Origin of the sequence: Nonomuraea sp. NPDC050643, assembly GCF_040654715.1 — a bacterium.
Taxonomy (GTDB): Bacteria; Actinomycetota; Actinomycetes; order Streptosporangiales; family Streptosporangiaceae; genus Nonomuraea.
In genome coordinates this window covers 1-22,491 of sequence record NZ_JBFAIM010000011.1, presented here as the reverse complement: position 1 = coordinate 22,491, position 22,491 = coordinate 1, and the positions used below count along the sequence as shown (strand labels likewise).

19 protein-coding genes are annotated in these 22,491 nt (G+C 71.5%); 6 read left to right on the top strand and 13 right to left on the bottom strand.

Going from position 1 to position 22,491, the window contains the following annotated elements; genetic code table 11:
- Nucleotides 1-12 precede the first annotated feature (12 nt).
- The 8 genes from AB0I15_RS16170 to AB0I15_RS16135 form a co-directional block, all read right to left on the bottom strand.
- Nucleotides 13-2,346, bottom strand: a complete 2,334-nt coding sequence (locus AB0I15_RS16170) for a discoidin domain-containing protein (RefSeq protein WP_358095349.1) — start codon at nucleotides 2,344-2,346, stop codon at nucleotides 13-15.
- A complete protein-coding gene (locus tag AB0I15_RS16165) occupies nucleotides 2,343-3,353 on the bottom strand; it encodes a hypothetical protein (protein WP_358095347.1) in 1,011 nt (336 codons plus the stop codon). The genes AB0I15_RS16170 and AB0I15_RS16165 overlap by 4 nt, the downstream gene beginning before the upstream one ends.
- Entirely contained in the window at nucleotides 3,350-4,756 is a 1,407-nt protein-coding gene (locus AB0I15_RS16160; RefSeq protein WP_358095345.1) for an alpha-L-fucosidase, read from the bottom strand. Before AB0I15_RS16160 ends, AB0I15_RS16165 begins: the two co-directional genes overlap by 4 nt.
- Nucleotides 4,753-4,932 (bottom strand): hypothetical protein, encoded by a 180-nt coding sequence (locus AB0I15_RS16155; protein WP_358095343.1) that lies wholly within the window; start codon nucleotides 4,930-4,932, stop codon nucleotides 4,753-4,755. The genes AB0I15_RS16160 and AB0I15_RS16155 overlap by 4 nt, the downstream gene beginning before the upstream one ends.
- A gap of 26 nt (nucleotides 4,933-4,958) precedes the next feature.
- A complete protein-coding gene (locus AB0I15_RS16150) occupies nucleotides 4,959-5,816 on the bottom strand; it encodes a carbohydrate ABC transporter permease (protein WP_358095341.1) in 858 nt (285 codons plus the stop codon).
- An 11-nt stretch (nucleotides 5,817-5,827) separates the two neighbouring features.
- Complete coding sequence (locus AB0I15_RS16145; RefSeq protein WP_358095339.1) at nucleotides 5,828-6,742, bottom strand: sugar ABC transporter permease; 915 nt, start codon at nucleotides 6,740-6,742, stop codon at nucleotides 5,828-5,830.
- A gap of 1 nt (nucleotide 6,743) precedes the next feature.
- Nucleotides 6,744-8,066 carry a carbohydrate ABC transporter substrate-binding protein gene (locus AB0I15_RS16140; protein ID WP_358095337.1) on the bottom strand — a complete coding sequence of 441 codons (1,323 nt, stop codon included), beginning with the start codon at nucleotides 8,064-8,066 and terminating at the stop codon, nucleotides 6,744-6,746.
- Between the two features lie 111 nt (nucleotides 8,067-8,177).
- Entirely contained in the window at nucleotides 8,178-9,197 is a 1,020-nt protein-coding gene (locus AB0I15_RS16135) for a LacI family DNA-binding transcriptional regulator (protein ID WP_358095335.1), read from the bottom strand.
- A gap of 81 nt (nucleotides 9,198-9,278) precedes the next feature.
- On the opposite strand from AB0I15_RS16135, the gene AB0I15_RS16130 reads away from it, so the two are divergent.
- The gene (locus AB0I15_RS16130; RefSeq protein ID WP_358095333.1) at nucleotides 9,279-11,096 is read left to right on the top strand and encodes a glycoside hydrolase family 35 protein; all 1,818 of its coding nucleotides are present in this window, start codon (nucleotides 9,279-9,281) and stop codon (nucleotides 11,094-11,096) included.
- Between the two features lie 10 nt (nucleotides 11,097-11,106).
- Here AB0I15_RS16130 and AB0I15_RS16125 read toward each other — a convergent pair whose 3' ends face one another.
- Together AB0I15_RS16125 and AB0I15_RS16120 are read right to left on the bottom strand one after the other, a co-directional pair.
- A complete protein-coding gene (locus tag AB0I15_RS16125) occupies nucleotides 11,107-12,000 on the bottom strand; it encodes a CU044_5270 family protein (protein ID WP_358095331.1) in 894 nt (297 codons plus the stop codon).
- A complete protein-coding gene (locus tag AB0I15_RS16120) occupies nucleotides 11,993-12,565 on the bottom strand; it encodes an RNA polymerase sigma factor (protein ID WP_358095329.1) in 573 nt (190 codons plus the stop codon). Before AB0I15_RS16120 ends, AB0I15_RS16125 begins: the two co-directional genes overlap by 8 nt.
- A 216-nt stretch (nucleotides 12,566-12,781) precedes the next feature.
- On the opposite strand from AB0I15_RS16120, the gene AB0I15_RS16115 reads away from it, so the two are divergent.
- Complete coding sequence (locus tag AB0I15_RS16115) at nucleotides 12,782-13,219, top strand: SRPBCC family protein (protein ID WP_358095327.1); 438 nt, start codon at nucleotides 12,782-12,784, stop codon at nucleotides 13,217-13,219.
- A 206-nt stretch (nucleotides 13,220-13,425) separates the two neighbouring features.
- Here the strand turns inward: AB0I15_RS16115 and AB0I15_RS16110 are convergent, their stop codons facing one another.
- A complete protein-coding gene (locus tag AB0I15_RS16110; RefSeq protein ID WP_358095326.1) occupies nucleotides 13,426-13,983 on the bottom strand; it encodes a CGNR zinc finger domain-containing protein in 558 nt (185 codons plus the stop codon).
- 42 nt (nucleotides 13,984-14,025) lie between these two features.
- Entirely contained in the window at nucleotides 14,026-14,931 is a 906-nt protein-coding gene (locus AB0I15_RS16105; protein WP_358095324.1) for a LysR family transcriptional regulator, read from the bottom strand.
- Between the two features lie 105 nt (nucleotides 14,932-15,036).
- On the opposite strand from AB0I15_RS16105, the gene AB0I15_RS16100 reads away from it, so the two are divergent.
- The 4 genes from AB0I15_RS16100 (at nucleotide 15,037) to AB0I15_RS16085 (ending at nucleotide 20,577) form a co-directional block, all read left to right on the top strand.
- Nucleotides 15,037-16,497 (top strand): GNAT family N-acetyltransferase, encoded by a 1,461-nt coding sequence (locus AB0I15_RS16100; protein ID WP_358095322.1) that lies wholly within the window; start codon nucleotides 15,037-15,039, stop codon nucleotides 16,495-16,497.
- An 86-nt stretch (nucleotides 16,498-16,583) separates the two neighbouring features.
- Nucleotides 16,584-17,996 (top strand): FAD-dependent monooxygenase, encoded by a 1,413-nt coding sequence (locus AB0I15_RS16095; RefSeq protein ID WP_358095320.1) that lies wholly within the window; start codon nucleotides 16,584-16,586, stop codon nucleotides 17,994-17,996.
- 119 nt (nucleotides 17,997-18,115) lie between these two features.
- Nucleotides 18,116-19,888: a PA14 domain-containing protein gene (locus AB0I15_RS16090; protein WP_358095318.1), complete on the top strand. Its 1,773-nt coding sequence runs from the start codon at nucleotides 18,116-18,118 to the stop codon at nucleotides 19,886-19,888.
- A 263-nt stretch (nucleotides 19,889-20,151) separates the two neighbouring features.
- Nucleotides 20,152-20,577 (top strand): nuclear transport factor 2 family protein, encoded by a 426-nt coding sequence (locus AB0I15_RS16085; protein ID WP_358095316.1) that lies wholly within the window; start codon nucleotides 20,152-20,154, stop codon nucleotides 20,575-20,577.
- Between the two features lie 114 nt (nucleotides 20,578-20,691).
- On the opposite strand, the gene AB0I15_RS16080 is transcribed toward AB0I15_RS16085, so the two are convergent.
- Complete coding sequence (locus AB0I15_RS16080) at nucleotides 20,692-22,065, bottom strand: glutamine synthetase family protein (protein ID WP_358095314.1); 1,374 nt, start codon at nucleotides 22,063-22,065, stop codon at nucleotides 20,692-20,694.
- Nucleotides 22,066-22,491: the final 426 nt, after the last annotated feature.

Below are 22,491 nucleotides of genomic sequence, written 5' to 3'. Positions count from 1 at the left end.
CCGCGACTGCCGTTACGCGTCGGCGCGGTGGACGGCGACCTCGGTCAGCGTCGGCGAGTACACCTCGCCCGGCAGCAGGTCGATGAGCGCCACCCGGAGCCGGGACGTGGTGATGTCCCCGAAACCGGTCACCGACAGGTCGTGGCCGATGCCGTCCGCGCGGCTCGCGAACGTGACCCAGGCGCCGGTCGCGGCGTCCCAGCGCTGCAGGTCGAACCTCTGGACCCGCGGATTGGTGCCCGAATCGGTGTACTCGTCCACATACACCTCGTCGAAGGTCGTGTCCGCGCCGAAGTCGACGTCCAGCGTGACCGGGTAGGCGGCGTCGTCGGCGGCCGCCCAGCGGGTGGCCGGGTCGCCGTCGGTCAGGTTCTTGGCGACGAGCGTGCCGTTCGCGCCGGGGTGGGTCGAACTCGCGGTGACCGGCTTGCCGAGGGCGAGGTTGACGCGGTCGTCGCCCGGCTCGTCCTCGATGGGGTCGGTGTCCACCGGATCGGTGACCTTCTCTCCGGCGCGGCTCTCCGCGATGCCGAGGTCCGGGGCGTCGCCGTAGTAGATGTGGGTGCCGAGGAAGTCCTCCGTGCCGAGGTGGAGGTTGTAGCGGCCGGCGTCGATGAGCGGCGAGTCCGCGCGGAGCTTGAAGTGGGCGGCGGCCGTGCGAATGCGTTCCACGCCCGCCCCGGTCACGTATTTCGCGGGGTCGCCGACGAATTTCGGGTCGGTGCGCAGTTTGGCGCGGTCAGCCGGCTCCTGCGTGGAGGGGGTGCCGCCGGCCTCGTAGAAGTCGTTGTTGGAGAACACCGCCTGGCGCAGGGCGCCGGTTCTGCGGTACCAGGGCGTGGGATTCGTCTTCGAGGTGTTGTAGAAGATGTTGTTCAGGAAGTAGACGGTGCTCAGGAACGTCTCGTCGTGGACGTAGTCGAGGTCGGCGCCGTCGTACACGAACGTGTTGTTCGCGAAGTAGGTCGGTGTGTAGTTCGTGGAGAGCATGTTCTTCACGAGCACGCCGTTGTCGTTGACGCTCAGGTTGTAGCGGGCGACCGAATTCGAGCTGTTGCCCATGTACGCCATCCAGCCCGCCGCGTTGTCGTGCGAGTAGTTGAACTGGTAAGTGACGTTGAAGTTCGTGTACTCCAGGTCCCACGGAGTGCCGTCGTACTCGTTGTCGGGGCCGCCGTAGACCTCGTTGTACTGCATGACCGAGTCGGCGCCCGCCCAGAGATAAAGGCCGCAGGAAACCGCGTCGTAGCGCTTCAGGAATCCGTTGACCTCGTTGTACTCGGCCGTCATGTTCGTGGAGTTGGCGAACTGGAACGCGCCCTGACCGATGCTCTCGGCGTAGTTGTGGCTGATGTGCACGTCGCGGCTGTACATGTCGCGGGTACGCACCCAGAGCTGCTCCCAGCCCTCGTGGAACTTCCCGCTCTCGTCGTATTCACCGGCGTCGCGGCCGTCGGCGGCGAACCAGTTGAACGCGAACTGCACGGCGTGCAGCTCGACCTTTTCGAAGGTGTTGTCCTCGATCCGGACGTCCTTGAAGTAATGGCCGCCGGTGCCGTACTCCTTGTAGCTCCGGCTGCCGAAGACCTGGAAGTTGACGCCGCCGTAGTGGATCTTCTGCCAGGTGCTCGGGCCGTCGAGGTCGTGGACGTACACGTCCGAGACGCGGAAGTGGTCCATGACGCTGTCCGCGCCGGCCGGGAGGAGGTCGGCGTTGATGGAGACCGCGATGCCGTCCCGCACGTAGGACCCGGTGGTGATGTCGGTCGCGAAGTCGTCGTCGTTGGACAGCTCGACGTTGCTGATCTCGAAGTACTGCTGGTTGCGCAGCACGATGGCCCCGGTCAGGCCCACCGTGGCGGGGTTCTTCGTGCCGTCCGCGCGGAAGGGACCGGCCACGTTGCCGTTCGCCGCGATGTACGGCCGGCGGGCGCGGGCGTCGCCGTACGCCGAGATCGTGATCGGCCTGCCCGCGCTGCCCGAGCCCTTCGGCCAGAGCTGCTCGTCGTGCCACTGCTCCCCGGCCTTGAGCAGGATGCGGTCGCCGGGCCCGAACGTCGTCGCGTTCGCCTTGGCGAGGCTGCGCCACGCCCTCTTCGGCGAGGTCCCGGGCGCGTCGTCGTGACCGCTCCGCGCGTCGATGTAGTAGTCCCTGCCGCCGGTCCGGTTCGGCGTGTTGCCGGGCAGGGTCGCCGGCTTCGAGAGCGTCGGGCCGGTGCGGTCCGGGACGGCGGCCGCGGCGGCGGCCGGTGCGAGCGAGCCGGCGACGAGCGCGGCGAGCAGGGCGGTCAGGCCCCTGCGGAGCGCCCGCGACGCGGCGGGGGGTGCGGTACCGACAGGTTTCACTGTTCGACATCCTCTGCGTTGATGGTGTCCACCGCCGCCGCGTCGACCGCGATGTCGCTGCCGGCCACTCGGCGCTGGAGGAACTGGGCGAACTTCTCCTCGATGAGCGACTGCCGGATCCGCCGGGAGTACGCGGTGAACGCCGCGTCCTCGTCGACGGTCCTGCCGTCGAGCTCGTAGTAGGTGATCTGGCCGGTGCCCGGGACCGGGGCGGAGATCTGGCCCGAGGCGAGCGTGCCGAGCACCGCCATGAGGTCCCGGTCGTGGGCGGCCGAGCCGCCGCCCTGGTACGTCGCGGTCGTGAGCCGGGCACCCGGCTCCTTGAGCTCCGTCAGCCGGTCGGCGGCCGACACCCGCCGCTGCAGGCCGGCCGCGTAACCGGCGGCGGCCCCGTCGGGCACCGGCACCACCAGCGTCGAGTACGTGTACGTGGTCGCGTTGGCGCTCCAGGACTCCCGGTCGGCGTCGAACGCCTCACGGACCTCGGCGTCGGTGACCCGGAGCGGCCCGCCGGCGCTGAGCCGCTGCTTGAGGCCGGTGGTGAGCGCGGTGAGCCGGTGCGAGTAGTACTCCTCGGGGGAGAACTCCGCCAGGCCGTACACGACCTCGCCCCGGGCGATGGCGTCGGCGCGCCGCTCGTTCTCGGCGGCCAGTTCGGCGAGGAAGTCCGCGTGGCCGGTGGCGCCGATCAGCCCCTGCTCCTCGGCGAGGAGGAGCGTCGTCCTGTCGCGCCGGATCTCGTCGAGCGCGCGGGTGGTGAGCCGCTGGAGCGCGCTCCGGCCGCCAGCCTCGGCGTTCCAGTCGATCGCGCCCTGGAGGCGGTGCTGGTTGCGTAACTCGTTCTGCACCCGGGGCGCGAGCCGTCGCATGTGGAAGAGCAGCTCGTCCCGAGTGACGGCGTGCCCGTCGATGGCGGCGACCTGGTCGGTGCGCTGGCTGAGGACGACGCCGGTGGCCACCAGGGCGGCCAGGGCGCCGACGATCATGACGATCACCCGGCGCTTCATGAGGCCGCCCCGATCGCGGCGACCCGGGCGATGACGGGGGTGCCCCGGGTCTGGTGGATCTCGACCAGCACGGTGTCGGCGTCGGCGGGCGGGAAGGTCAGGATGCGCTGGTAGCCCACCGCGTTCGCCTCGGCGAGCAGGGTCCAGCGGCCGTCGCGGCGCCCCCGTACGACGACGTGCTCGACGCGCTGCCCCCGCGTGATGTCCTCGCCCACGACGACCGCCTCGACCCTGTGGGGACGGGCGAAGGCGAGCGTCACGCCGGGCAGCGGGTCGGCGTCGTCCGGCCGCCACGGCTTGTGCCCACGGCCTGGCCACGCGGACGCGACGTCGCCCGGGACGCCGGACGACACGGTCACGGCCGCCTCGACGCGCCGCGCGCGGAAGCCCTCCACGCGCCGCCCGAGCTCCTCCAGCGCCGCCACGTCGGCGGGGTGCAGGCGCCCGTCGCGGGCCGGCGGGACGTTGAGCAGGAAACAGGAGTTGCCGCCGACGGCGCGCAGGTAGATGGCGAACAGCTCGTCCGCGGAGCGCACCGCGCCGTCCTCGGCCGGGTGGTGGAACCAGCCGGGCCGGATCGAGGTGTTCACCTCGGCCGGGTACCAGACCAGCGCGTCCTCGTGCCCGGCCAGCGCGGCGCGGCTGCCGAGGTCGCGCTCGTCGCTGCGGACGAGCCGGGCGAACCCGCCGTCGTCCGCCTGCTGCGAACGGTCCGCGATCCGCTCGGCGTCCTGCAGGGCGCGCGGCACCACGCTCCACTCGTCGGGGCGCGTGTCGCCGGCCTCGTTGCCGCACCAGCGCACGTCGGGCCCGCACACGCTGATGACCGCGTCCGGCTGCAACTCGCGGACCACCGCGTAGTAGCGCTCCCAGTCGTACACCTGCCGCCGGCCGTTCGGGCCCTCGCCGTTCGCGCCGTCCAGCCACACCGTGAACACCGGCCCGTACCGGGTGAGCAGCTCGGTGAGCTGCGCGACGTAGAAGTCGTCGTACGCGCTCCCGGCCCCGTACGACGCCTCGGTACGGTCCCACGGCGACAGGTAGATCCCGAACCGCAGGCCGTGCCGCCGTGCCGCGTCCGCGACCTCCGCCACCACGTCACCCCGCCCGCCGCGCCACGGCGAGGCCGCCACCGTGTACGCCGTCACGTCGCTCGGCCACAGGCAGAAGCCGTCATGGTGCTTGGCGGTGAGGATCACCCCGGTCATCCCGGCGGCCTTCAGCGCCTCCACCCACTGGCCGGCGTCGAGCCCGGCCGGGTCGAAGCCGCCCGGGTCGTCGTGCCCCGGGCCCCACTCCCGGTCCGTCATCGTGTTCATGCCGAAGTGGATGAACCCGTAGAACTCCATCTCCTGCCAGGCGACCTGGCGCCCGCTCGGCCGGACGGTCGTGAGCGCCGTCACCGGAACCGCCGGTTGTACGAGGCCAGCACGGCCAGCAGCCCCAGCAGCGCGACGAGCATGATCGCCAGGCTGCCCCACCCCGCCGTCGTACGGGCGGCGACGACGACGGCGACGCAGCCGGCCGCGACGAGCGTGCGAGCGGTGACGAGCAGCACGCTGCGCGTCGAATCCTTCATGACGGTTTCCTCTCCGGGAGCGCCGGTCAGCCCTTCACGCCGCCGGACGCCATGCCCTCGATGAGCCGGCGCTGGATGAGCGCGTAGAAGATGAGGACGGGGACGATGACGATGACCATGCCGGCGTACAGACGGCCGTAGTCGGCCGCCGCCTTCTGCGCGGTCATCAGGTTGAGCAGCCCGACCTGCAGGGTCTTGCCCTCCCCCGGGAGGAGGGTGAGCGCGATGATGAAGTCGTTCCAGTAGGCCAGGAAGTTGAACAGGAGCACGGTGGTGAGCGCCGGCTTCGCCATCGGCAGCATGACCCGGGTCATGATCTGGAAGCGCGAGGCGCCGTCCAGGGCCGCGGCCTGCTCGTAGTCGACGGGGATCGACCGGAAGTACGCGGTGAGCAGGTAGATGGTGAACGGGATCGAGGTGGCCGCGTACACGAGCGACAGGACGCCGGGGTTGTCGATGAAGAAGCCGCCGGGGAAGACCTCCACCAGGGCGCGGTCCCAGCCGACGAGCATGAGGAAGATCGGCACGACGATGTAGTTGACGTTGACGAACAGCCCGGCCAGCATCGCGACCTCGACGAGGCCGCGGCCGCGGAACTCGTACCGGGCGATGACGTAGGCCGCCGGGACGGACACCGCGACGACGAACACCAGCCCGAGCAGAGTGACCAGCACCGAGGTGAAGAAGTACCGGCCCATGTTCGCGGTGACGAAGGCGTCGACGTAGTTCTGCAGGTGCAGGCCCTCGGGCAGCGTCCAGGGGCTGCCGTAGAACTCGCCCCTGCGCTTGAGCGAGGCGAGCAGCACCCAGGCGACCGGCACCGCGATGGCCAGGGCGATCGCGGTGACGAGGACGTAGGTCAGCGTCCGTCTGATCGTGGTCATGGTGGGTGTCCTCAGAACTGGAGGGGCTCGCGCCGGGTCGCGCGGCTCACCAGCAGCGAAACGAAGAAGGAGAAGGCGAAGATGACGACGCCGATGGCCATGCCGTAGCCGTACGACGAGTTCGTGTACGCCTGCTTGTACATGTAGCTCAGCAGGACCTCCGACGAGCCGTCGGGCCCGCCGCCGGTCATCGCGCGGACGAGGACGAAGCTGAGGTTGACCGCGCTCATGACGAAGAACGTCAGCGTCGTGCGCAGGTTCTGCCAGATGAGCGGCAGCGTGATGGCGAAGAACTGCCGCCCGGCGGAGGCGCCGTCGAGCGCGGACGCCTCGTACACCTCCTCCGGGATGCTCGCCATGCCGGACATGTAGAGCACCATGTAGTAGCCGAGCGACTGCCAGACCATGGCGATCGCGACGGACCAGAGCACGAGATCCTGGTTCCCGAGCCAGACCTGCTGCAGCCCGTCCAGCGACAGCAGCCGCAGAGTGCCGTTGAGCAGGCCGTTCTCCTGGTCGAAGATGGCCGAGAAGATCGCCGCGATCACGACCACGGACAGCACGCTCGGGACGTACAGGACGAACCGGTAGAGCGGTCGCCCCCGCAGCCGCTGCCGCGTCATGATCGCCGCCAGGAACAGGCCCGTGCCCATCGTCACGACGGTCACGACGACCAGGAGCGCGACCGTGTTCTGGAACGCCCGGACGAACTGCGCGTCGTCGAGGAGCCGGGTGAAGTTGTCCAGCCCCACGAAACGCATGTCCGGGGAGAAGCCGCTCCAGGTGTAGAACGACATCCGGAACACGTTCACGGTCGGGACGATCATGAACACCACGAAGAGCACGAGCGCGGGCAGGAGACAGGCGAGCACGAAGAGCCCGTTGCCGCGCCGGCGGGGTGTGGTGTTCGACGGGGCGTCGGCCACCTCAGTTACCCGCCTGCCGCAGCTTCTCGCTGGCGTCGTCGAGCGCGCTCTGCCACTGGTCCCGGGTCTTGTCGCCGCTGATGATGCTGTTGGCGGTGTCGAAGAGCGCGGCCTTGATGTCGACGCCCTCAACGGGCGCGGTGCCGGCGAAGCCGCCCACGAGCGCGGCGACCGACGGGTCCTCGTAGACCTTGTAGAACTCGGCGTTCTCCGCGGACAGGCTGCTCACGATGCCCTCGATCGGCTGGATGGCGTTCGACTTCGCGAAGATCTTCGCCGCCGCGTCCGAGTAGAGGTAGGCGACGAACGCCTTCGCCGCGTCCTTGTTCTTGGCGGCGCTGGGCACCCAGACCGACTCGACCGAAGTCGTGATGTAGCGCTTGCCGCCCGCGGTGACCGCCGGCAGCGGCGTCAGGCCCCACGCGAAGCCGTCGGCGCGCGGCGCGTCGGCCATCTCACCGACGATCCAGGTCCCGTTCGGCATGAACAGCGCCTTGTCGTCGAGCACGGACTGCTGGTTCTTGGTGAAGTCCTGCTCGTTGGCGTAGCCGACCGTGGTGGGGGCGGCGTACTTCAGCAGCCGGGTGGTGAGGTCGAGCACCTGCCTGGCCTGCGGCGTCTGCCACACGCCCTGCTTGTACGTCATCACGTCGGTGTAGAACCGCTCCCCGCCCACATCGGCGAGCAGCGCGAAGAAGTACGAGTCCAGGTACCCGGCGGTCGGGTACGTGAACAGCGCGATCTTCTCCTTCTTGGCCGTCTCGCCGAGCGCGAACATCTCGTCCCAGGTGGCCGGGACCTTCCAGCCCTTCTGGTCGAACAGCCCCTTGTTGTAGAACAGGCCGGTCGGCGCGTAGTACATCGGCATCGTGTACGTCTTGTCGTCGCCGTAGGGGTTGGTGTTGAGGTTGCCGACGATGCCCTCGATGAGCTTGTCCCCGACGGTCTTGTCCTCGCCGGGCACCTTGGCCCGCAGCACGGGCGTGAGGTCTTCGAGCGCCTTGTCCTTGATGAGCGTCTCGGTGAGCGCGGCCTTGCGGCCCTGACCGAGCACGACGACGTCCGGGAAGCGGCCGGCCTTCATGTTCGGGGTGATCTCGTCCTCGATGCTCTTCGAGATCTGGAGCTGCACGTCCACTTCGGGGTGCGCGCTCTCGTACGCCTGGATGACCTGGGTGTACATGTCCCGCCCGTAGCCGCCTTCGAGGGCGGCCACGCTCAGGGTCGTCCTGCCGGAGCCCGAGCCCTCCCCCTCGGCCGAGCAGCCGGTGAGCAGTCCGAGCACCGCGGTCGCGGCGCTCGCGAGGACGAGTGATCTCCTCATGGTTCTGGGATCCTTCCGTGGACATCTGCCCACCTGACGGGGCGCGTTGTTACAGTGGCATCGATAACATGGAAGACGCAAGAGGGACTTCGCAAACGGTGGTCACCCGGCTCAGATCGAGCGCGGCGGCGCCGTGGAGGCGCGGACCGACAGTGACGCCGTGAGGAGCGACTCGCCGTCGTCCTCGGCCCCCTGCAGCAGCAGGGCGACGGCCGCCGCGCCGGAGCGGTAGAAGTCCTGGCGCACGGTGGTCAGCGGCGGGGAGCAGTAGGCCGCCAGGGCGATGTCGTCGACGCTCACGATGGACACGTCGCCGGGCACCGAGCGGTCGCGCTCGCGCAGGGCGCGGATCACGCCGAAGGCCATCTCGTCGCTGGCGGCGAAGACGGCGGTCACGTCGGGGATCATCGCGAGGACCTGGCCCTGCCGGTAGCCCGAGTCGGGCGACCAGTCGCCCTCCAGCGGGGGCGGCGCCTGGATGCCGGCCGCGGCCAGGCACTCCTGCCAGCCCTGCCGCCGCTGGCGGGCCTCGATCCACTCGTCCGGGCCCGCGACGTGCCAGACCTGGCGATGCCCGAGGTCGAGCAGGTGCTGGGTGGCCAGGCGGCCCGCGTCCTTCTGGTCGATCCCGAGCACCCGGGCGCTCGCGGTGCGGGAGCCGTCGAGCGTGACCGTGGGGATGTCGCGGGTGATGTCCTCCATCTTCTGCGTCACGGAGATGAGGGGCACGGCGATGACGATGCCGTCCACGCCCTGGTCGGCGAGCTTGGACAGGGAGCGCTCCATCAGGCCGGTGTCGAGCCTGGCGATGGTGGCGATGCTCACCGCGTAGCCGGCCTCGCCGGCGGCGGCCTCGACGCCGGCGGTCACCGCCGAGCGCGAGTAGTAGCCGCCCGACTGCAGCAGCACGAGCCCGATGGTGTGGCTGCGGCCGGAGGAGAGCACCCGGGCGGCGTTGTTGAAGCGGTAGCCGAGCTGCTCGACGGCGGCGAGCACGCGTTTCCGGGTCTCCGGGTTGACGTTCGGCGAGTCGCGGAGCGCGCGCGAGACGGTCTGCGCCGACACCCCGGCGGTCCTGGCCACGTCAGCCATGCTCGGCTGCCTCGCGGGCCGCTCGGTGGCTTTGGTCACGGAGCTCCTCTCTCACGGCGTTGTCCCACGGATCCTACAGTGCTTGTTACATATGGCATCGATAACATAGGCTCTGCCACCGTGATCGAGCTGCCCGACGTTTCCACGACCCTGACCGACGCGCCGGCCGCGAGCGCGCTCACCTGGCGTGGGCGCCGTCTTCATCGGCACGGCATCCCCCACCGCGTCCTGTCCGGGGGCCTGCACTACTTCCGCGTCCACCCCGACCTGTGGCGGGACCGGATCCGCCGCCTGGCCGACCTCGGGCTCAACACGGTCGACACCTACATCGCCTGGAACTTCCACCAGCCCCGCGAGGACGCGGCGCCGCGCTTCGACGGCTGGCGGGACATCGAGCGGTTCATCGCTCTCGTGGGCGAGGAGGGGCTCGACGTCGTCGTGCGGCCGGGGCCCTACATCTGCGCGGAGTGGTCGAACGGCGGCCTGCCGAGCTGGCTCACCGGCCGCGACGTCGCGATCCGCAGCTCCGACCCCGCCTTCACCGGCGCGGTCGGCCGCTGGTTCGACGAGCTGGTCCCGCGCATCGCCGCGCTCCAGGCCGCCGAGGGGGGACCGGTGGTGGCGGTGCAGGTGGAGAACGAGTTCGGCAGCTACGGCGACGACCAGGCGTACCTGCGGTGGAACCGCGACGCCCTGGTCTCACGCGGGATCCGGGAGCTGCTGTTCACCGCCGACGGCCCCACCGAGCTGATGCTGGACGGCGGCACCCTGCCCGGCACCCTGGCCGCCATCACGCTGGGCTCCAAACCGGAGGCCGCCCGGCGGCTGCAGGCGGAGCGGCGGCCGGACGAGCCGTTCGTCGTGGCCGAGTTCTGGAACGGGTGGTTCGACCATTGGGGCGAGCGGCACCACGTACGCGGCGTGGACAGCGCCGTGCGCGCCCTTGAGGGGATCGTCGCCGACGGCGGCAGCGTGAGCGTCTACATGGCGCACGGCGGGACCAACTTCGGGCTCTGGGCGGGGGCCAACGAGCGTGAGGGCCGGTTGCAGCCCACCGTGACCAGCTACGACTCCGACGCGCCGGTCGCCGAGGACGGGACGCTGACCGCCAAGTTCCACGCCATGCGGGAGGTGCTGGGCGCGCGCGGGCCCGTACGGGTGTCCGCCCGCCCGCCGGCGCTGCCCCCGTCCCGGGTCCCGCTCGTCCACCGGGCCGGCCTGCTCCCCGGGCTGCGGGCCGTGCCGGCGCCCACCTCGGTCGGCCCGCGCCCGGCCTCGTTCGAGCGGCTCGGGCTGGACGCGGGCATGGTCCTGCACGCCGCGCATCCGCGCGTGCCGGCGGGCGAGCACCGGCTGGTCCTCACCGACGTACGCGATCGGGCGCTGGTCTTCGGCGATGGCACGTTCCTCGGCACCGCCGACCCCGACCACCCTGAGCTACCCCTCCACGGGACGGGCGACGTCGTCCGGCTGGAGATCCTGGTCGAGAACCTCGGCCGGGTGAACTACGGGCCCGGCATCGGCCGGCACAAGGGCCTGCTCGGCCCGGTCCTCATCGACCGGCGGATCGTGCAGGGCTGGGACAGCACGCCGATCGCCCTGCAGGAGTGGTCCACGACGGAGCTCGCCCACGCGGTCGCCGCTCCGGCCGCCGGCGGGACCGGGTTCGGGACGGCGACCGTGCACGTCGGCGCGCCGGCGGACACCTTTCTCGCGCTGCCGGGCTCCGGCCGGGGCATGGTCTGGGTCAACGGGTTCCTGCTCGGCCGGTATTGGGAGATCGGGCCGCAGGTCACGCTGTACTGCCCGGCGCCGCTGCTGCGGGCGGGCGCGAACACCGTGACCGTGCTCGAACTGGACCGGCTCGGCGACGTGCTGGAGCTGCGGGACCGGCCCGAGCTGGGGCCGCCGGAGGAGTACGTCGAGGAGTTCGACTGACCTCCGCGCCTCATTCGGCGGGAAGCCGTTCGGTCCATTCGGCGTCGATCGTCACCCCCTTCTCGCTGAAGGCGATCCCTCCCGTGAGAGGGGCCCAGACGGGCGTGTTGCGGACCCGCGCGGTTTCCGGATCCACGACCACGACGCCCTTACCCACCGCCAGCGGAATCTCCAGGCGTCGCCCGCCCTCGGTCTCACCCAGGTCCACGACGCCCGGCCGGGTGGCGAGCGCCCGGTAGGCGGCGGCGCGGACCTGGGGCGAGACCGGCGCCTGGCTGATCAGCGAGAGCAGCGTCTCCACGGCGAATCCGTCCTGCTGGGCGTCCGTCGCCGGACCCGCGCTGGTGCGCAGGCCGCGCTCGGCGATCGCCGACCGCAGGCGGGTGTAGAGGGCGTCCGCCTCGTCCGGAAGTGCCCGTAGCTCGTCGAAGGTCATGCGCAGCGCTCCGACCGCGAACAGTTCGGGCTTCCTGGTGAACCTGAGAAGCCTGCCCTCACCCTTCAGCCCCGCGCCCTTGAGCCAGAACTGGCCGTCTCGCCGGTACCAGTACTCCTGCGGCGGCCGCCCCTCCTGGGTGACGGTGATGTGCCAGTACGTCCCGGAGCCCTCGGGCGCGCGCTCCGCGGAGGTGGCGGCCACGAGCAGGACCTCCCGCGCGTTCGACGGCGCCGACGCCGACGCCGACGGGGGTGGCGGTGGCGGCGACCCCCCGAGACGGCCGGGCACGATCGCGACCGCGGCGGCCGTGGCCGCGGCGACCACCGGGACCAGGAACCACCGGGCCCGGCGCCGGGGCGCGGGGCGGTGCATGCTGGAGCGCAACTGCCGCCGCCGCCGGGTGACCGCCTCGGGAGAGGGGTCGGGCTTGGCGAGCAGGGTCCGGATCTCGCGCAGGTCATCCATGGTCGTCCTCCTTGGCCAGCACGTGGTGGATCTTCTTGCGGGCGCGGCTGAGCCGCGAACCGACGGTTCCGTAGGAGACGCTGAGGGCGTCGGCCACCTCCTGGTGGGTGAGCTCCGCCAGGGAGACCAGCGTCACCACGTCACGCTCGCCCTGATTGAGCGCGGCCAGCGCCCTGGCCAGGCGGGGGCCCATGCGCTGCGCCGTGACCGAGTCGATCACCCGGCCCTCGTGGCTGTCGGTGGCGGGCTCGGCGCTCGTCCGGGCCAGCGCCCGGTAGTGGCGCGCCTCCTTGCGGCGGTGGCGGGCGATCAGGTTCGTGGCGATGCCGAACAGCCACGGCCGGATCGCCCCGCGCGCCAGGTCGAAGCGCTCCCGGTCGCGGAAGGCCAGGCAGAACGTCTCCGCCGCGATGTCCTCCCCGGCCTGGACGTCCAGCCGGCCGGCCGCGTACAGGTACACCTCGCGGAAGTACCGGTCGTAGACGGCCGTGAACTCCTCCGCGTCCATCCGGAAGCGGGCGACGAGTTCCTCGTCACCCGCCTGCCCGCGTGTCTCGGTCGTCACGCTCTCACCCTCCTGCCGACGGTCGTCGCCCTTCCTTCGCCGCAGCCGGGCCGAGCTTTCCCGCCGGTCGCGCACGCGTACGGACGGGGCCCGGGGCCGGGCCGGGTGACCCGCGGGGGAAATGGCGGGATGATCACCTGGACGAGGAGACGCGGGCGGGACGACGCCCGAGCCGGTACCTCTGTCAGGACGAGTCCGACTTCGGGAGTGACGAGCATGAGCAAACGACAGGTCTCGGCCACGCGGATCATCCGCGCGAACAGCGACGCGATCTTCGACCTGCTGGCCGATCCGCGTCAACACAGCCTGATCGACGGGTCGGGAACCGTGGTGGCCTCCAAGACGGACGCTCCGGAGCGGCTCGGCCTGGGCGCCCGGTTCGGGATGGACATGAGGATGAGCCTGACGTACAAGGTCCAGAACGAGGTGGTGGAGTTCGAGGAGGGACGGCTCATCGCCTGGCGGCACGGCGGCGGCCACCGGTGGCGCTGGCAGCTCGAATCCGTCGGCGAGCAGGAGACCCGGGTGACCGAGACCTTCGACTGGTCGACGGCGAAGATCGGCGTGCTGTTCCCGTTGCTCGGCTTCCCGTCCCGGAACAAGGTCGCGATGGAGAAGAGCCTCGAACGCCTCGCGAACCTCCTCGAACACTGACCGACCCCTCGAACGCTCACCCCGTGCGGCCCGGTGGTCCCGCGTCGGTCGGTGGTCCTGCGCCGGTCGGTGGTCCCGCGTCGGTCGGTGGTCCTGCGCCGGTCGGTGGTCCCGCGTCGGTCGGTGGTCCTGCGCCGACGGGTGGTCGTGCGACGTCGCCCGTGCCCGGTGGCCCTGGGCCGTCGTCCCGGCGGTCTCGGCGGGGGTCAGGTCGTCCGGGCCGCCTTGAGGTTGGCCTTTTTGATCTTGTTTTCGCAGGTCGCCATCGAGCACCAGCGCCGTCGCCCCCCGCGGCTGGTGTCCACGAACAGGCCCGCGCACGTGCGCTGTTCACACCGCTTGATCACGCCGTCGTGCCGGCCGCCGAGGACGGCGACGGCGTCGAGCGCGACGATGGCCAGCGCGGCCCGCGCCGGATCGGCGTCCGGCAGCCGCCACCGCGCCTGCCCGCCGCTGAGGAGGAGCCGGGCCCGGTGACGGGCACTCCAGCGGTTGAGCAGGTCTTCGTCCGCCGGCTCCGGCACGCCTCCCGCGGCGACGGCGGTGCCGGCCCGGTGGACGGCCTCGCGCAGCTCGCGGGCGTCGCGCAGCAGGGAGTCGGAGACCGGCGCGTCGCCGAGCCCGTTGGCGCCCAGCCAGGCCCGCAGCCGCTCCGGCGTGGCGATGCGCTCCACCGGGTCGCCGCGCCGTTCCGAGAGCGTGGCGACGAAGCGGAACGCGAGAATCTCGTTGCCGAGCCGGAATGATGCAGGTGAACCGGTCATGATCCTCCCCTTCCTCCGCCGCCCGTAAGGGCGAGATCGTGGTCAGGGGCCGACCTGCGCCGAGCCGGTCGCGGCGCCGAGGAGGTCGAGCATGGCGTTGACCGCCGGGGTCCCGGTGCGGATCAGGGCGTGGGTGATCCGGGTGATCTCGACCGTGGAGATCGGACGGAGCACGACGTCATCGGGGGTGCCGACCGTCGTGGCGACCAGTTCGGGCACCAGGCTGGCGCCCAGCCCCTCGCTCACCATGCGAAGGACGAGCGCGTAGTCGTCGGCCGTGTGGATGACGTTCGGACGGAAGCCGGCCAGCGCGCAGGCGCGGTCGAGCATCTCGTGGTCGGTGGTGCCCCGCGAGCCCGCGATCCACTGCTCCTCCCGCAGCGAGCGCAGGTCCACCGGGCCCGGCGCGGCCGGGTGGCCGGTGGGAAGGGCGATCAGGATGCGTTCGGCGCCGAGCGCCCGCCGGGAGACGCCCGGCGGAGGGTCCTCGGGGATCAGGCTGTAGGTGAAGGAGACGGCCAGGTCGCAGCCGCCGGCCCGGAGCGCCTCGACCGCCTCGCGGGGTTCGAGTTCGTAGACGATCACGTGGAGGGCCGGATGGCGGGTCCGGGCGGCGGCTATCGCGGGCAGCAGGCGGTGGACCGCTGCCGTGGCGAAGCAGGCCACCCGGACGGGTCCTCTCGGGGTCGGGGACGAGCGGAGATCCTCCTCCGCCGCGTCCAGGGCGTTCAGGACGATGTGCGCGTGCCGTACCAGGCGCAGCCCCTCCGCCGTCAGCCGGACGCGGCGCCCGGCCCGCTCGAACAGCGGGACCTTGGCCTCGCGTTCCAGAGTGGCAAGCTGTTGTGAGACGGCGGACGAGGTCAGGCCGCAGACCTCGGCCACGGCCGTCATCGTGCCGTGCTCGGCGAACTCGCGCAGCAGCCGCAGCCGGCCGGGATCCAACATCAAGGCAACCTTATAGATCAGCACAGAAACGCTAAGTGGACGTTGCCAATTGGACCACGTCACACTGTCGGCCTACCCACACCGTTCACAACAGAGGAGGTCGGCATGCCGACCGTCGTCGAGATCCCCCAGTGGCGGGGATCGTCGTCGCCCACGGCGCCCCGGCTGGTCGAAGGCGCGGCCCGGCTGGCGGCGATGATCCCCGGGGCCGAGCACGTACGCGTGGAGACCGGCGGCACCCTCGCCGAGACCGCCGACCGGGTCCGGCGGGCGTTGCCGCCGGACGGCTTCGTCGTCACGGTCGGCGGCGACTGCGGGGTCGAGCTCGAACCGGTCACCGCCGCGCTGCGCCGCCACGGCGACCGCCTGAACCTCGTGTGGTTCGACGCCCACGGCGACATGAACTCCCCGGAGACGTCCCCGTCGGGCGCCTTCCACGGCATGATCCTGCGTACGCTCCAGGGCGAGGGCCCCGCCGACCTGGTCCGCTCACCCGCGCTGCGCCCGGACCAGATCGCCCTGGCCGGGACGCGCGCGCTCGACCCCGCGGAGGCCGACTACATCCGGCGGGCCGGCATCGGGGACCTGTCCACCGTCGACGAGGACGCGGTCCTCTACGTTCACGTGGATCTGGACGTCCTGGACGGCATCACGTCGGTCGGCTACCCGGAACCCGGCGGCCTGTCCCCGGAGCGACTGACCGAGGCGGTGGCCGCCCTGGCCGCCCGGCACGAGATCATCGGCCTGGGCATCACCGAGTACGCGCCCTGCGACCCGCGCGACGAGGAGATGCTCAGGCGGCTGGTCCCCGAGCTCGTACGGCTGTGCGCGGGGTCCGGCCCGTGGCAGATCGAACGGCGCGCCGTCAACGCCTGGCCCGCCCGGTACACCGAGGAACGCGGCGGCTGGCTCCTGCGTCACACGCCCGGCGTGCACCGCAGGCGCTCCAACTCGGCGCTCCCGCTCTTCGGCGCGCGGGCGGACATCCCGGCGATGGAGGCCTTCTACGCCGAGCCGGCGCTCCCCGCGATCGTCCAGGTGAGCCCCGCCGAGCAGCACGCCGACCTCGACGCGCTCCTCGCGGCCCGCGGCTACGCCAGGGAGGCCAGAACCCTGGTCATGACCGCCGACACCGCGACCGTCCTGACCGCGGCCGATGACCAGCTCGATGACCAGACGGGGGATCGGGCCGGGGTCGAGGTCGTGCACGACCAGGCGCGCTGGGCCGCGTTGTTCGAGGCGGTGCACGGCCATGCCGACGACATGCCGGTCATCCAGCGCATCACGTCGAAGGCGGTGCTGCTCGCCAAGGGCGTCGCCGGTCTGGGGCTGGCGGTCGCGGAGGACGGCTGGACGGGCCTGTTCTGCATGGCCACCCACCCCGGCCACCGGCGCGAGGGCGTGGCCAGGGCCGTCGTGGCGGCGGCCGCCCGCTGGTCGGACGAGCAGGGCGCGCCGCGCCTCTATCTCCAGGTCGAGGAGGACAACCTGCCGGCCCGCGCGCTCTACGAAGGCCTGGGTTTCACGGCGTCGCACGGCTACCACTACCGCGTGCGAGGCGAATGACAACACCCGTAGGCCAACAAGTGTTGACACGCCGCTGAAGCGGTGATTCAGTGGTGCCAACAAACGTTGACCTAAAGGGAGGCGTCATGGCCGAGGTGATCGTCGTAGGAGCGGGGCCCACCGGTCTGCTGCTCGCGGGAGACCTGGCGGAGGCGGGGATCCCCGTCACGGTGCTGGAGCGGCGTGACGACCGGATCTCCAACCTCTCCCGGGCGTTCGGCGTCCACGCCCGCACGCTGGAGCAGCTCGACGCCCGTGGCCTGGCCGACCGGCTCGTCCCCATGGGCGCCGCCCTGCGCCGGGTGCGGCTGTTCGAGCGGGTGGAGGTCGATCTGGGCGAGCTGCCCAGCCGGTTCCCGTACCTGCTGATCACGCCGCAGTACAACGTGGAGCACCTGCTGCTGGAGCGGGCGCTGAAGGCGGGCGCCGAGATCGTGTACGACGCCGACGTCGTGGACCTGAGCCAGGACGCCACCGGGGTCACGGTCACCACCGCGCACGGCACCCACCGCGCCGCCTACGCCGTGGGCGCCGACGGCTACCACAGCGCGGTGCGGCGGGCCCTCGGCCAGCCCTTCGCCGGCAAGTCGGTCCTCAAGTCCATCATGCTCGCCGACGTGAGGCTCGCCGAACAGCCGGCCGAGATGCTGACCGTCAACGGGGTCGGCGACGCCTTCGCGTTCATGGCGCCCTTCGGCGACGGCTACTACCGGGTCTTCGCCTGGGACCGCCGCCACACGGTGCCCGACGACGAGCCGCTCACCTTGGACGAGGTCCGCGACGTCGCCAGGCGGGCCCTCGGCAGCGACTTCGGCATGTACGACGCCCGCTGGCTGTCCCGCTTCCACAGCGACGAGCGGCAGGTGCCGGACTACCGCGTGGGCCGGGTCTTCCTGGCCGGCGACGCCGCGCACGTCCACTCGCCGGCCGGCGGCCAGGGCATGAACACCGGGCTGCAGGACGCGGCCAACCTCGGCTGGAAGCTCGCCGCGGTGCTGCGGGGCGCGCCCGAGAGCCTCCTCGACACCTACCAGGCCGAGCGTCACCCGGTCGGCCGCTCGGTGCTCCGCAGCAGCGGCGCCATCATCCGGGCCGCCATGATCGAGTCGGCCGCCGGCCGGGCGATCCGCGGTTTCGCCGCACGGAGCGCGCTGTCCGTCGACCGGATCCGTACGAAGGTCACCGGGCAGCTCAGCGGCATCGGCTACACCTATCCCGCGCCCGGCGGCGCGCACGAGCTGGTCGGCACCCGCGCCGGCGACGTGCCGCTGGCCGGCGGCGGCCGGCTCTACGAGGCGCTGCGCGGCGGCCGTTTCGTCCTCATCGGCGCCGCCGACGTCACCGGCTGGACGGACCGGGTCGAGGTGGCCGCGCCCGCCGCGATCGGCGGCCCGCTGGTGCTCGTCCGCCCCGACGGGTACGTCGGCTGGGCGGGCACCGACACCGCCGAACTCCACCAGACCCTCGCCGACCTGGCCGGACCGCCCGCGGAGGGCTGATCCGGCCAGCCCCAGGACCGGCGAGCGCGCCGATCACCCCGTCACATCAGAATTCACTCCAATGTCATCCATCTCTGTCATGATCCACTGGATCTCGTAGATCTCGTGTCAGGAGAACGATGACTGCATTAGCGCGCCGTGTGCTGCGTGCCGCCCTCGCGGGCAGCCTGGCCGCCGCCGTCGCGATGTGGCCGACAGGGGCGCGGGCCGCCGCGTCGGCCACCGTGTCGGTCGATTTCACCAAGCCGATCCGTACGCTGTCCGCCGCCGACTACGGCGTCGGCATCACCGGGTACGGCGAACAGTCGTACATCACGAACGACCCCAGGCACCGCGAGAACCTGCGCGCGCTGAAGCCGGGCCGGATGCGCATCGAGCTGCACTACCAGGAGCCCGGCAACCACGACAGCCCGATCGTCTGCGGCGGCTGGGAGTGCGACAAGACCATCTCGGGCGACGCCTGGATCACGGCCATCCGTGAGCTGGGCGCGGAGCCGGTCGTCATCCTCCCGGTGGACGGCCGTCAGACCGCCGAGGTGAACCGTGGCGACGCGGTCGCCCTCTATGAGCGCTTCGCCGCCTCGGGTACGCCGGTCCGGCGCTTCATTTTGGGCAACGAGCTCAACTGCACCTGCACCCCGCAGAAGCCGGAGATGTCGGCGGCGGAGTACAGCAGGCGGTTCAACCTGATCACCGACGCCCTCGACGCGAAGGACCCGGCGGTACGCGTCGGCGGCCCCGCCACGGCATGGAACGACCTCCCCTACATCAGGACGTTCCTGGAGGGGTCGGGCGGCCGCGTCGACTTCCTCGACTACCACGACTACGGCAACGGCGATGAGCCGATCACCGACGAGGCCATGCTGGGGTCCGTCATCCGGTCGTACGAGACGGACCTCAAGGAGGTGAGCGCGCTGGCCGAGTCGGTGCTCGGCCGTAAGATCGACATCCAGATCGGCGAGTTCAACTCCGACTTCAACGACCCGGGCGGCGCGCGTACGCTGACGCACTTCAACACCCTGTGGGGCGCCGCCGCGCTCGGCCAGATCCTGCACGCGGGCGCCTCGGCCTACCAGTACGGCGACAAGAACGGCCAGCTCGGCCTGACCAGCACGAAGGGCGAGGGCGGCGTCCCGCGCAGTGAGCCGCTGCCCATCTACCACGGCATCGGCATGTTCACTGGGGAGAGCCGGTTCAGGCCGTTCGGGACGACGATGGTGGAGGCGACGGCGAGCAGCGACAAGCTGCACGTGTTCGCCTCCGACGCGGCCAAGAACGTCGTCCTCGTGAACGTGGGCGCCGAACCGCTGGACACCGCGTTCACGTTCACCGGGCTGACCACGGGCACGGCCACGGTCTGGCGGAGCAGCGCCGACGCGTGGGCGCCCCACAACGTCGCAACCGCGCCGATCGCGGCCGGCAGGGCCACGCTGACGCTGCCGCCGGGCACGGTCACGACCCTGGTCGTCGAGCAGCAGGGCCTGACGGCCACCTACTTCGACAACGCCGACCTGACCGCCCCGAAGGTGACCCGGGTCGACCCCGTCGTGGACTTCGACTGGGGCGCGAACGCCCCCGACCCGGCGGTGGGCGCCGACACGTTCAGCGTCCGGTGGACGGGCAAGGTCGTGGCCGACAAGGCGGAGACGTACACGTTCATCACCACCAGCGACGACGGCGTCCGGCTCTGGGTGGACGGGAAGCCGGTCGTGGACAACTGGACCGACCACTCCAAGCGCGAGGACAGCGGTGAGGTGGCGCTGACGGCCGGGGCGCACGACATCAGGATGGAGTACTACGACGGCGGATACGACGCCATCGCCCAGCTCCACTGGTCCAGCCCGACGATCCCGCGCCAGATCATCCCGACCGCGAAACTGGTCACAGGCTAGAACGGTTCCCGCCCCGCCGTTCTCCGGCGAAGAGGCGGAAGGCGGTCGGCCGGCTCACCCGCGTCGAAGCGGCACGTGTCGCAGACACGGCCAGGCGCGAGCGGTGAGGCCGGCGACCGGTTCCTGAGCGGATCACCTGGCGGCGCGGGCGTACGGGCCCGGCCGCCAGGCCGCGACCCCCGGCGAGTCCTCCCGGCGACCGCCTTGCGCCTTCGAACCGTATGATGTACGGTACGGCGTACGGTCTAGAGTGAGGGGCGCACATGTACGAGCCGACCAACGAGGAACTGAAGAGCGTCGAGGAGTGGTTCGCCGAATACGACGCGCTCGCCGAGCAGGGCGCGATCGAGAAGCTGGCCGACCTCGCGGTCTTCCCGATGAACCTGGCCACCGACGTCCCCGACGGCCACGCGACCGTCCGGCAGTGGACGCGGGCGGAATACGTCGAGGCGATGAAGGAGGCCATGGGCGGCGGCACGGCGGGGCTGGACCTCCGGTCGAAGCGGACCCCGCACTTCGTCAGCCGCAATCTGGTCGTGGTGGAGACCGAGGCGACGATGACGGTCGAAGGCGGGCAGGAGAGCATGCACTACGCCGATCTGCTGGTGCGCACCGAGGACGGCTGGGCCTTCCAGACCATGGTCCAGGGCGGCTGGGGATACGGCTGGCCGGCCGCCAAGCGGGGCTGATCGGCCGGCGTCGCAGCACCAGGCCGGCTCGCGCCGACCTGGAAGGGCCGTGCCGGCGCGGGCCGTTGAGCCTCGGCGCGCCGGCGCGGCCCCTGCGTCTCAGTGAAGCCGGTCTCAGTAGAGCCAGCGGTAGGAGCGGACCACGTCCGCCGCGTCGAGGCCGTCCGCCCGGGCGGCGTCGGACTCGCGTACCGCGCGGAAGGCGCCCGTCAGCTCCTCTCCCAGCGCGCCGCGGATACGGTCGTTGGCCAGCAACGCCCCGAGTTGCTCCGCGACGGTGGCGGGCAGCGGGCGCACGCCGTGCTCGGCCCGCCGCTCGTCGGTCCAGGTGCCGGGGTCCTCCTGCACGGGCGCGGGCGGCGTGAGCCCGTCCTCGATCCCGGCGACGCCCGCCGCGATGACGGCGGCCAGCGCCAGATAAGGGTTGGCCGAGGCGTCGGACGGCTTGAGCTCGACGTTGGCGTGCGCGGCGCCCAGCAGTTCGGTGGCCGGCACGAGCCGCAGGGCCGCCTCCCGGTTCTCCACCCCCCAGAACGTGTACGCGCCGCACCAGTAGCCGGGCCGCCTGCGGTGCAGCGACGACAGGCTGGGCGCGGTGACGGCCACGACCGCGGGCAGGTCGCGCAGCAGTCCGGCCAGGTAGGCGCCGCCCTCGGCGGTCAGGCCCGCGGGCCCGTCGCCGCCGGACAGCAGGTTCACCCCGGCGCGTGACACCGACGTGTGCAGGTGCCAGCCGTTGCCGACCTGGCCGAGGGTGACCAGCGGCGCGAAGCTCGCCCGCAGGCCGTGGGCGCGGGCGGCGGCGTGCACGGTCTGCCGGGCCAGCAGTTGCCGGTCGGCGGCGGTGACCGGGTCGGCGGGGGAGATGCTGAACTCGTACTGTCCTGGGCCGTACTCGCCGTGGAACTGGCCGACCGGCACGCCGTTGTGATGGAGGTCGTGCAGCAACTGCTCGGCGAAGCCGTCCACGGCCAGCATCTTGGCCGGGCCGTAGCAGGGGCCCTCGTAGACGGGCCGGGCGTCGTCGCCGTCGTCCGCCCGGCTGAGGTGGAACTCCACCTCGTAGCCCGCCAGGAAGTCCAGCCCGAGCGCCGCGGCCCGGGAGACCTGGCGTTCCAGCACGCTCCGCTGGTCGTACGGCCACGCGGACCCGTCGGCCGCCACCTGCCGGCCGGGCACCCAGGCGAACCCGGGCTGGCCGGCCAGCCGGACGATCCGGCCGGAGACCGGCACCAGCCGGATGTCGCCGGAGGGGGTGCCCAGCGGGGCGTGCTCGAAGGTGATCGCGTCGTGCGAGTCGAACACCGCGAACAGCGGCGTGACGCCGACCCCCCGCTCGGCCACCGCGTCGAACTCGCCGATGGGCACCGTCCGCGATCGGGGGATCCCGTTGTTGTCGGCCCAGACGATGGTGACTCCGACGACGCCGTCCTTGGCCAGATCGTCCGTGCTGCCGTCCTGCGTGCCGGCCGTAACCGTGTCGAGCATCGATATCCCCTCCCAGATCAATGGCAGTGCTCAGATTCTCATCGGCGCAGGTGACCGGACACGCCATTCACGGAATGACGGCGGTCAAGAAACGTCGTCCTTTCCGGTGCCCGGTTCCGTTCGACGGGTGCGGCCTGTAACGGCAATGTCTGCTCGGGCTGGACGCGCCGCGACAACAACCCCGCCACCGTCGGCCATCGCGGTGTCGAACGGCTGGTCGGCGTCACCGCCGTGCCGGGGGCCACCCTCGGCACGGCGGCGTCCTGAGCGGATGGTCTAACGTCGGCCTGACGGACCCCGTACGACTGGATTCGGAGAACCATCCGTGTATCTCATGCGTATCGGCGCGCCCGGCGCCGAGAAGCCCGTCGTCCGCGTGGACGACACCCACTACATCGACGTCTCCGACGTCACCCCCGACTTCGA

Excerpts from the sequence above, each read along its gene's own strand:
- AB0I15_RS16165 (WP_358095347.1), bottom strand. The coding sequence starts at position 3,353 with ATGAAGCGCCGGGTGATCGTCATGATCGTCGGCGCCCTGGCCGCCCTG.
- AB0I15_RS16155 (WP_358095343.1), bottom strand. The coding sequence starts at position 4,932 with ATGAAGGATTCGACGCGCAGCGTGCTGCTCGTCACCGCTCGCACGCTC.
- AB0I15_RS16150 (WP_358095341.1), bottom strand. The coding sequence starts at position 5,816 with ATGACCACGATCAGACGGACGCTGACCTACGTCCTCGTCACCGCGATC.
- AB0I15_RS16140 (WP_358095337.1), bottom strand. The coding sequence starts at position 8,066 with ATGAGGAGATCACTCGTCCTCGCGAGCGCCGCGACCGCGGTGCTCGGA.
- AB0I15_RS16125 (WP_358095331.1), bottom strand. The coding sequence starts at position 12,000 with ATGGATGACCTGCGCGAGATCCGGACCCTGCTCGCCAAGCCCGACCCC.
- AB0I15_RS16115 (WP_358095327.1), top strand. The coding sequence starts at position 12,782 with ATGAGCAAACGACAGGTCTCGGCCACGCGGATCATCCGCGCGAACAGC.
- AB0I15_RS16110 (WP_358095326.1), bottom strand. The coding sequence starts at position 13,983 with ATGACCGGTTCACCTGCATCATTCCGGCTCGGCAACGAGATTCTCGCG.
- AB0I15_RS16105 (WP_358095324.1), bottom strand. The coding sequence starts at position 14,931 with ATGTTGGATCCCGGCCGGCTGCGGCTGCTGCGCGAGTTCGCCGAGCAC.
- AB0I15_RS16100 (WP_358095322.1), top strand. The coding sequence starts at position 15,037 with ATGCCGACCGTCGTCGAGATCCCCCAGTGGCGGGGATCGTCGTCGCCC.
- AB0I15_RS16095 (WP_358095320.1), top strand. The coding sequence starts at position 16,584 with ATGGCCGAGGTGATCGTCGTAGGAGCGGGGCCCACCGGTCTGCTGCTC.
- AB0I15_RS16090 (WP_358095318.1), top strand. The coding sequence starts at position 18,116 with ATGACTGCATTAGCGCGCCGTGTGCTGCGTGCCGCCCTCGCGGGCAGC.
- AB0I15_RS16085 (WP_358095316.1), top strand. The coding sequence starts at position 20,152 with ATGTACGAGCCGACCAACGAGGAACTGAAGAGCGTCGAGGAGTGGTTC.
- AB0I15_RS16080 (WP_358095314.1), bottom strand. The coding sequence starts at position 22,065 with ATGCTCGACACGGTTACGGCCGGCACGCAGGACGGCAGCACGGACGAT.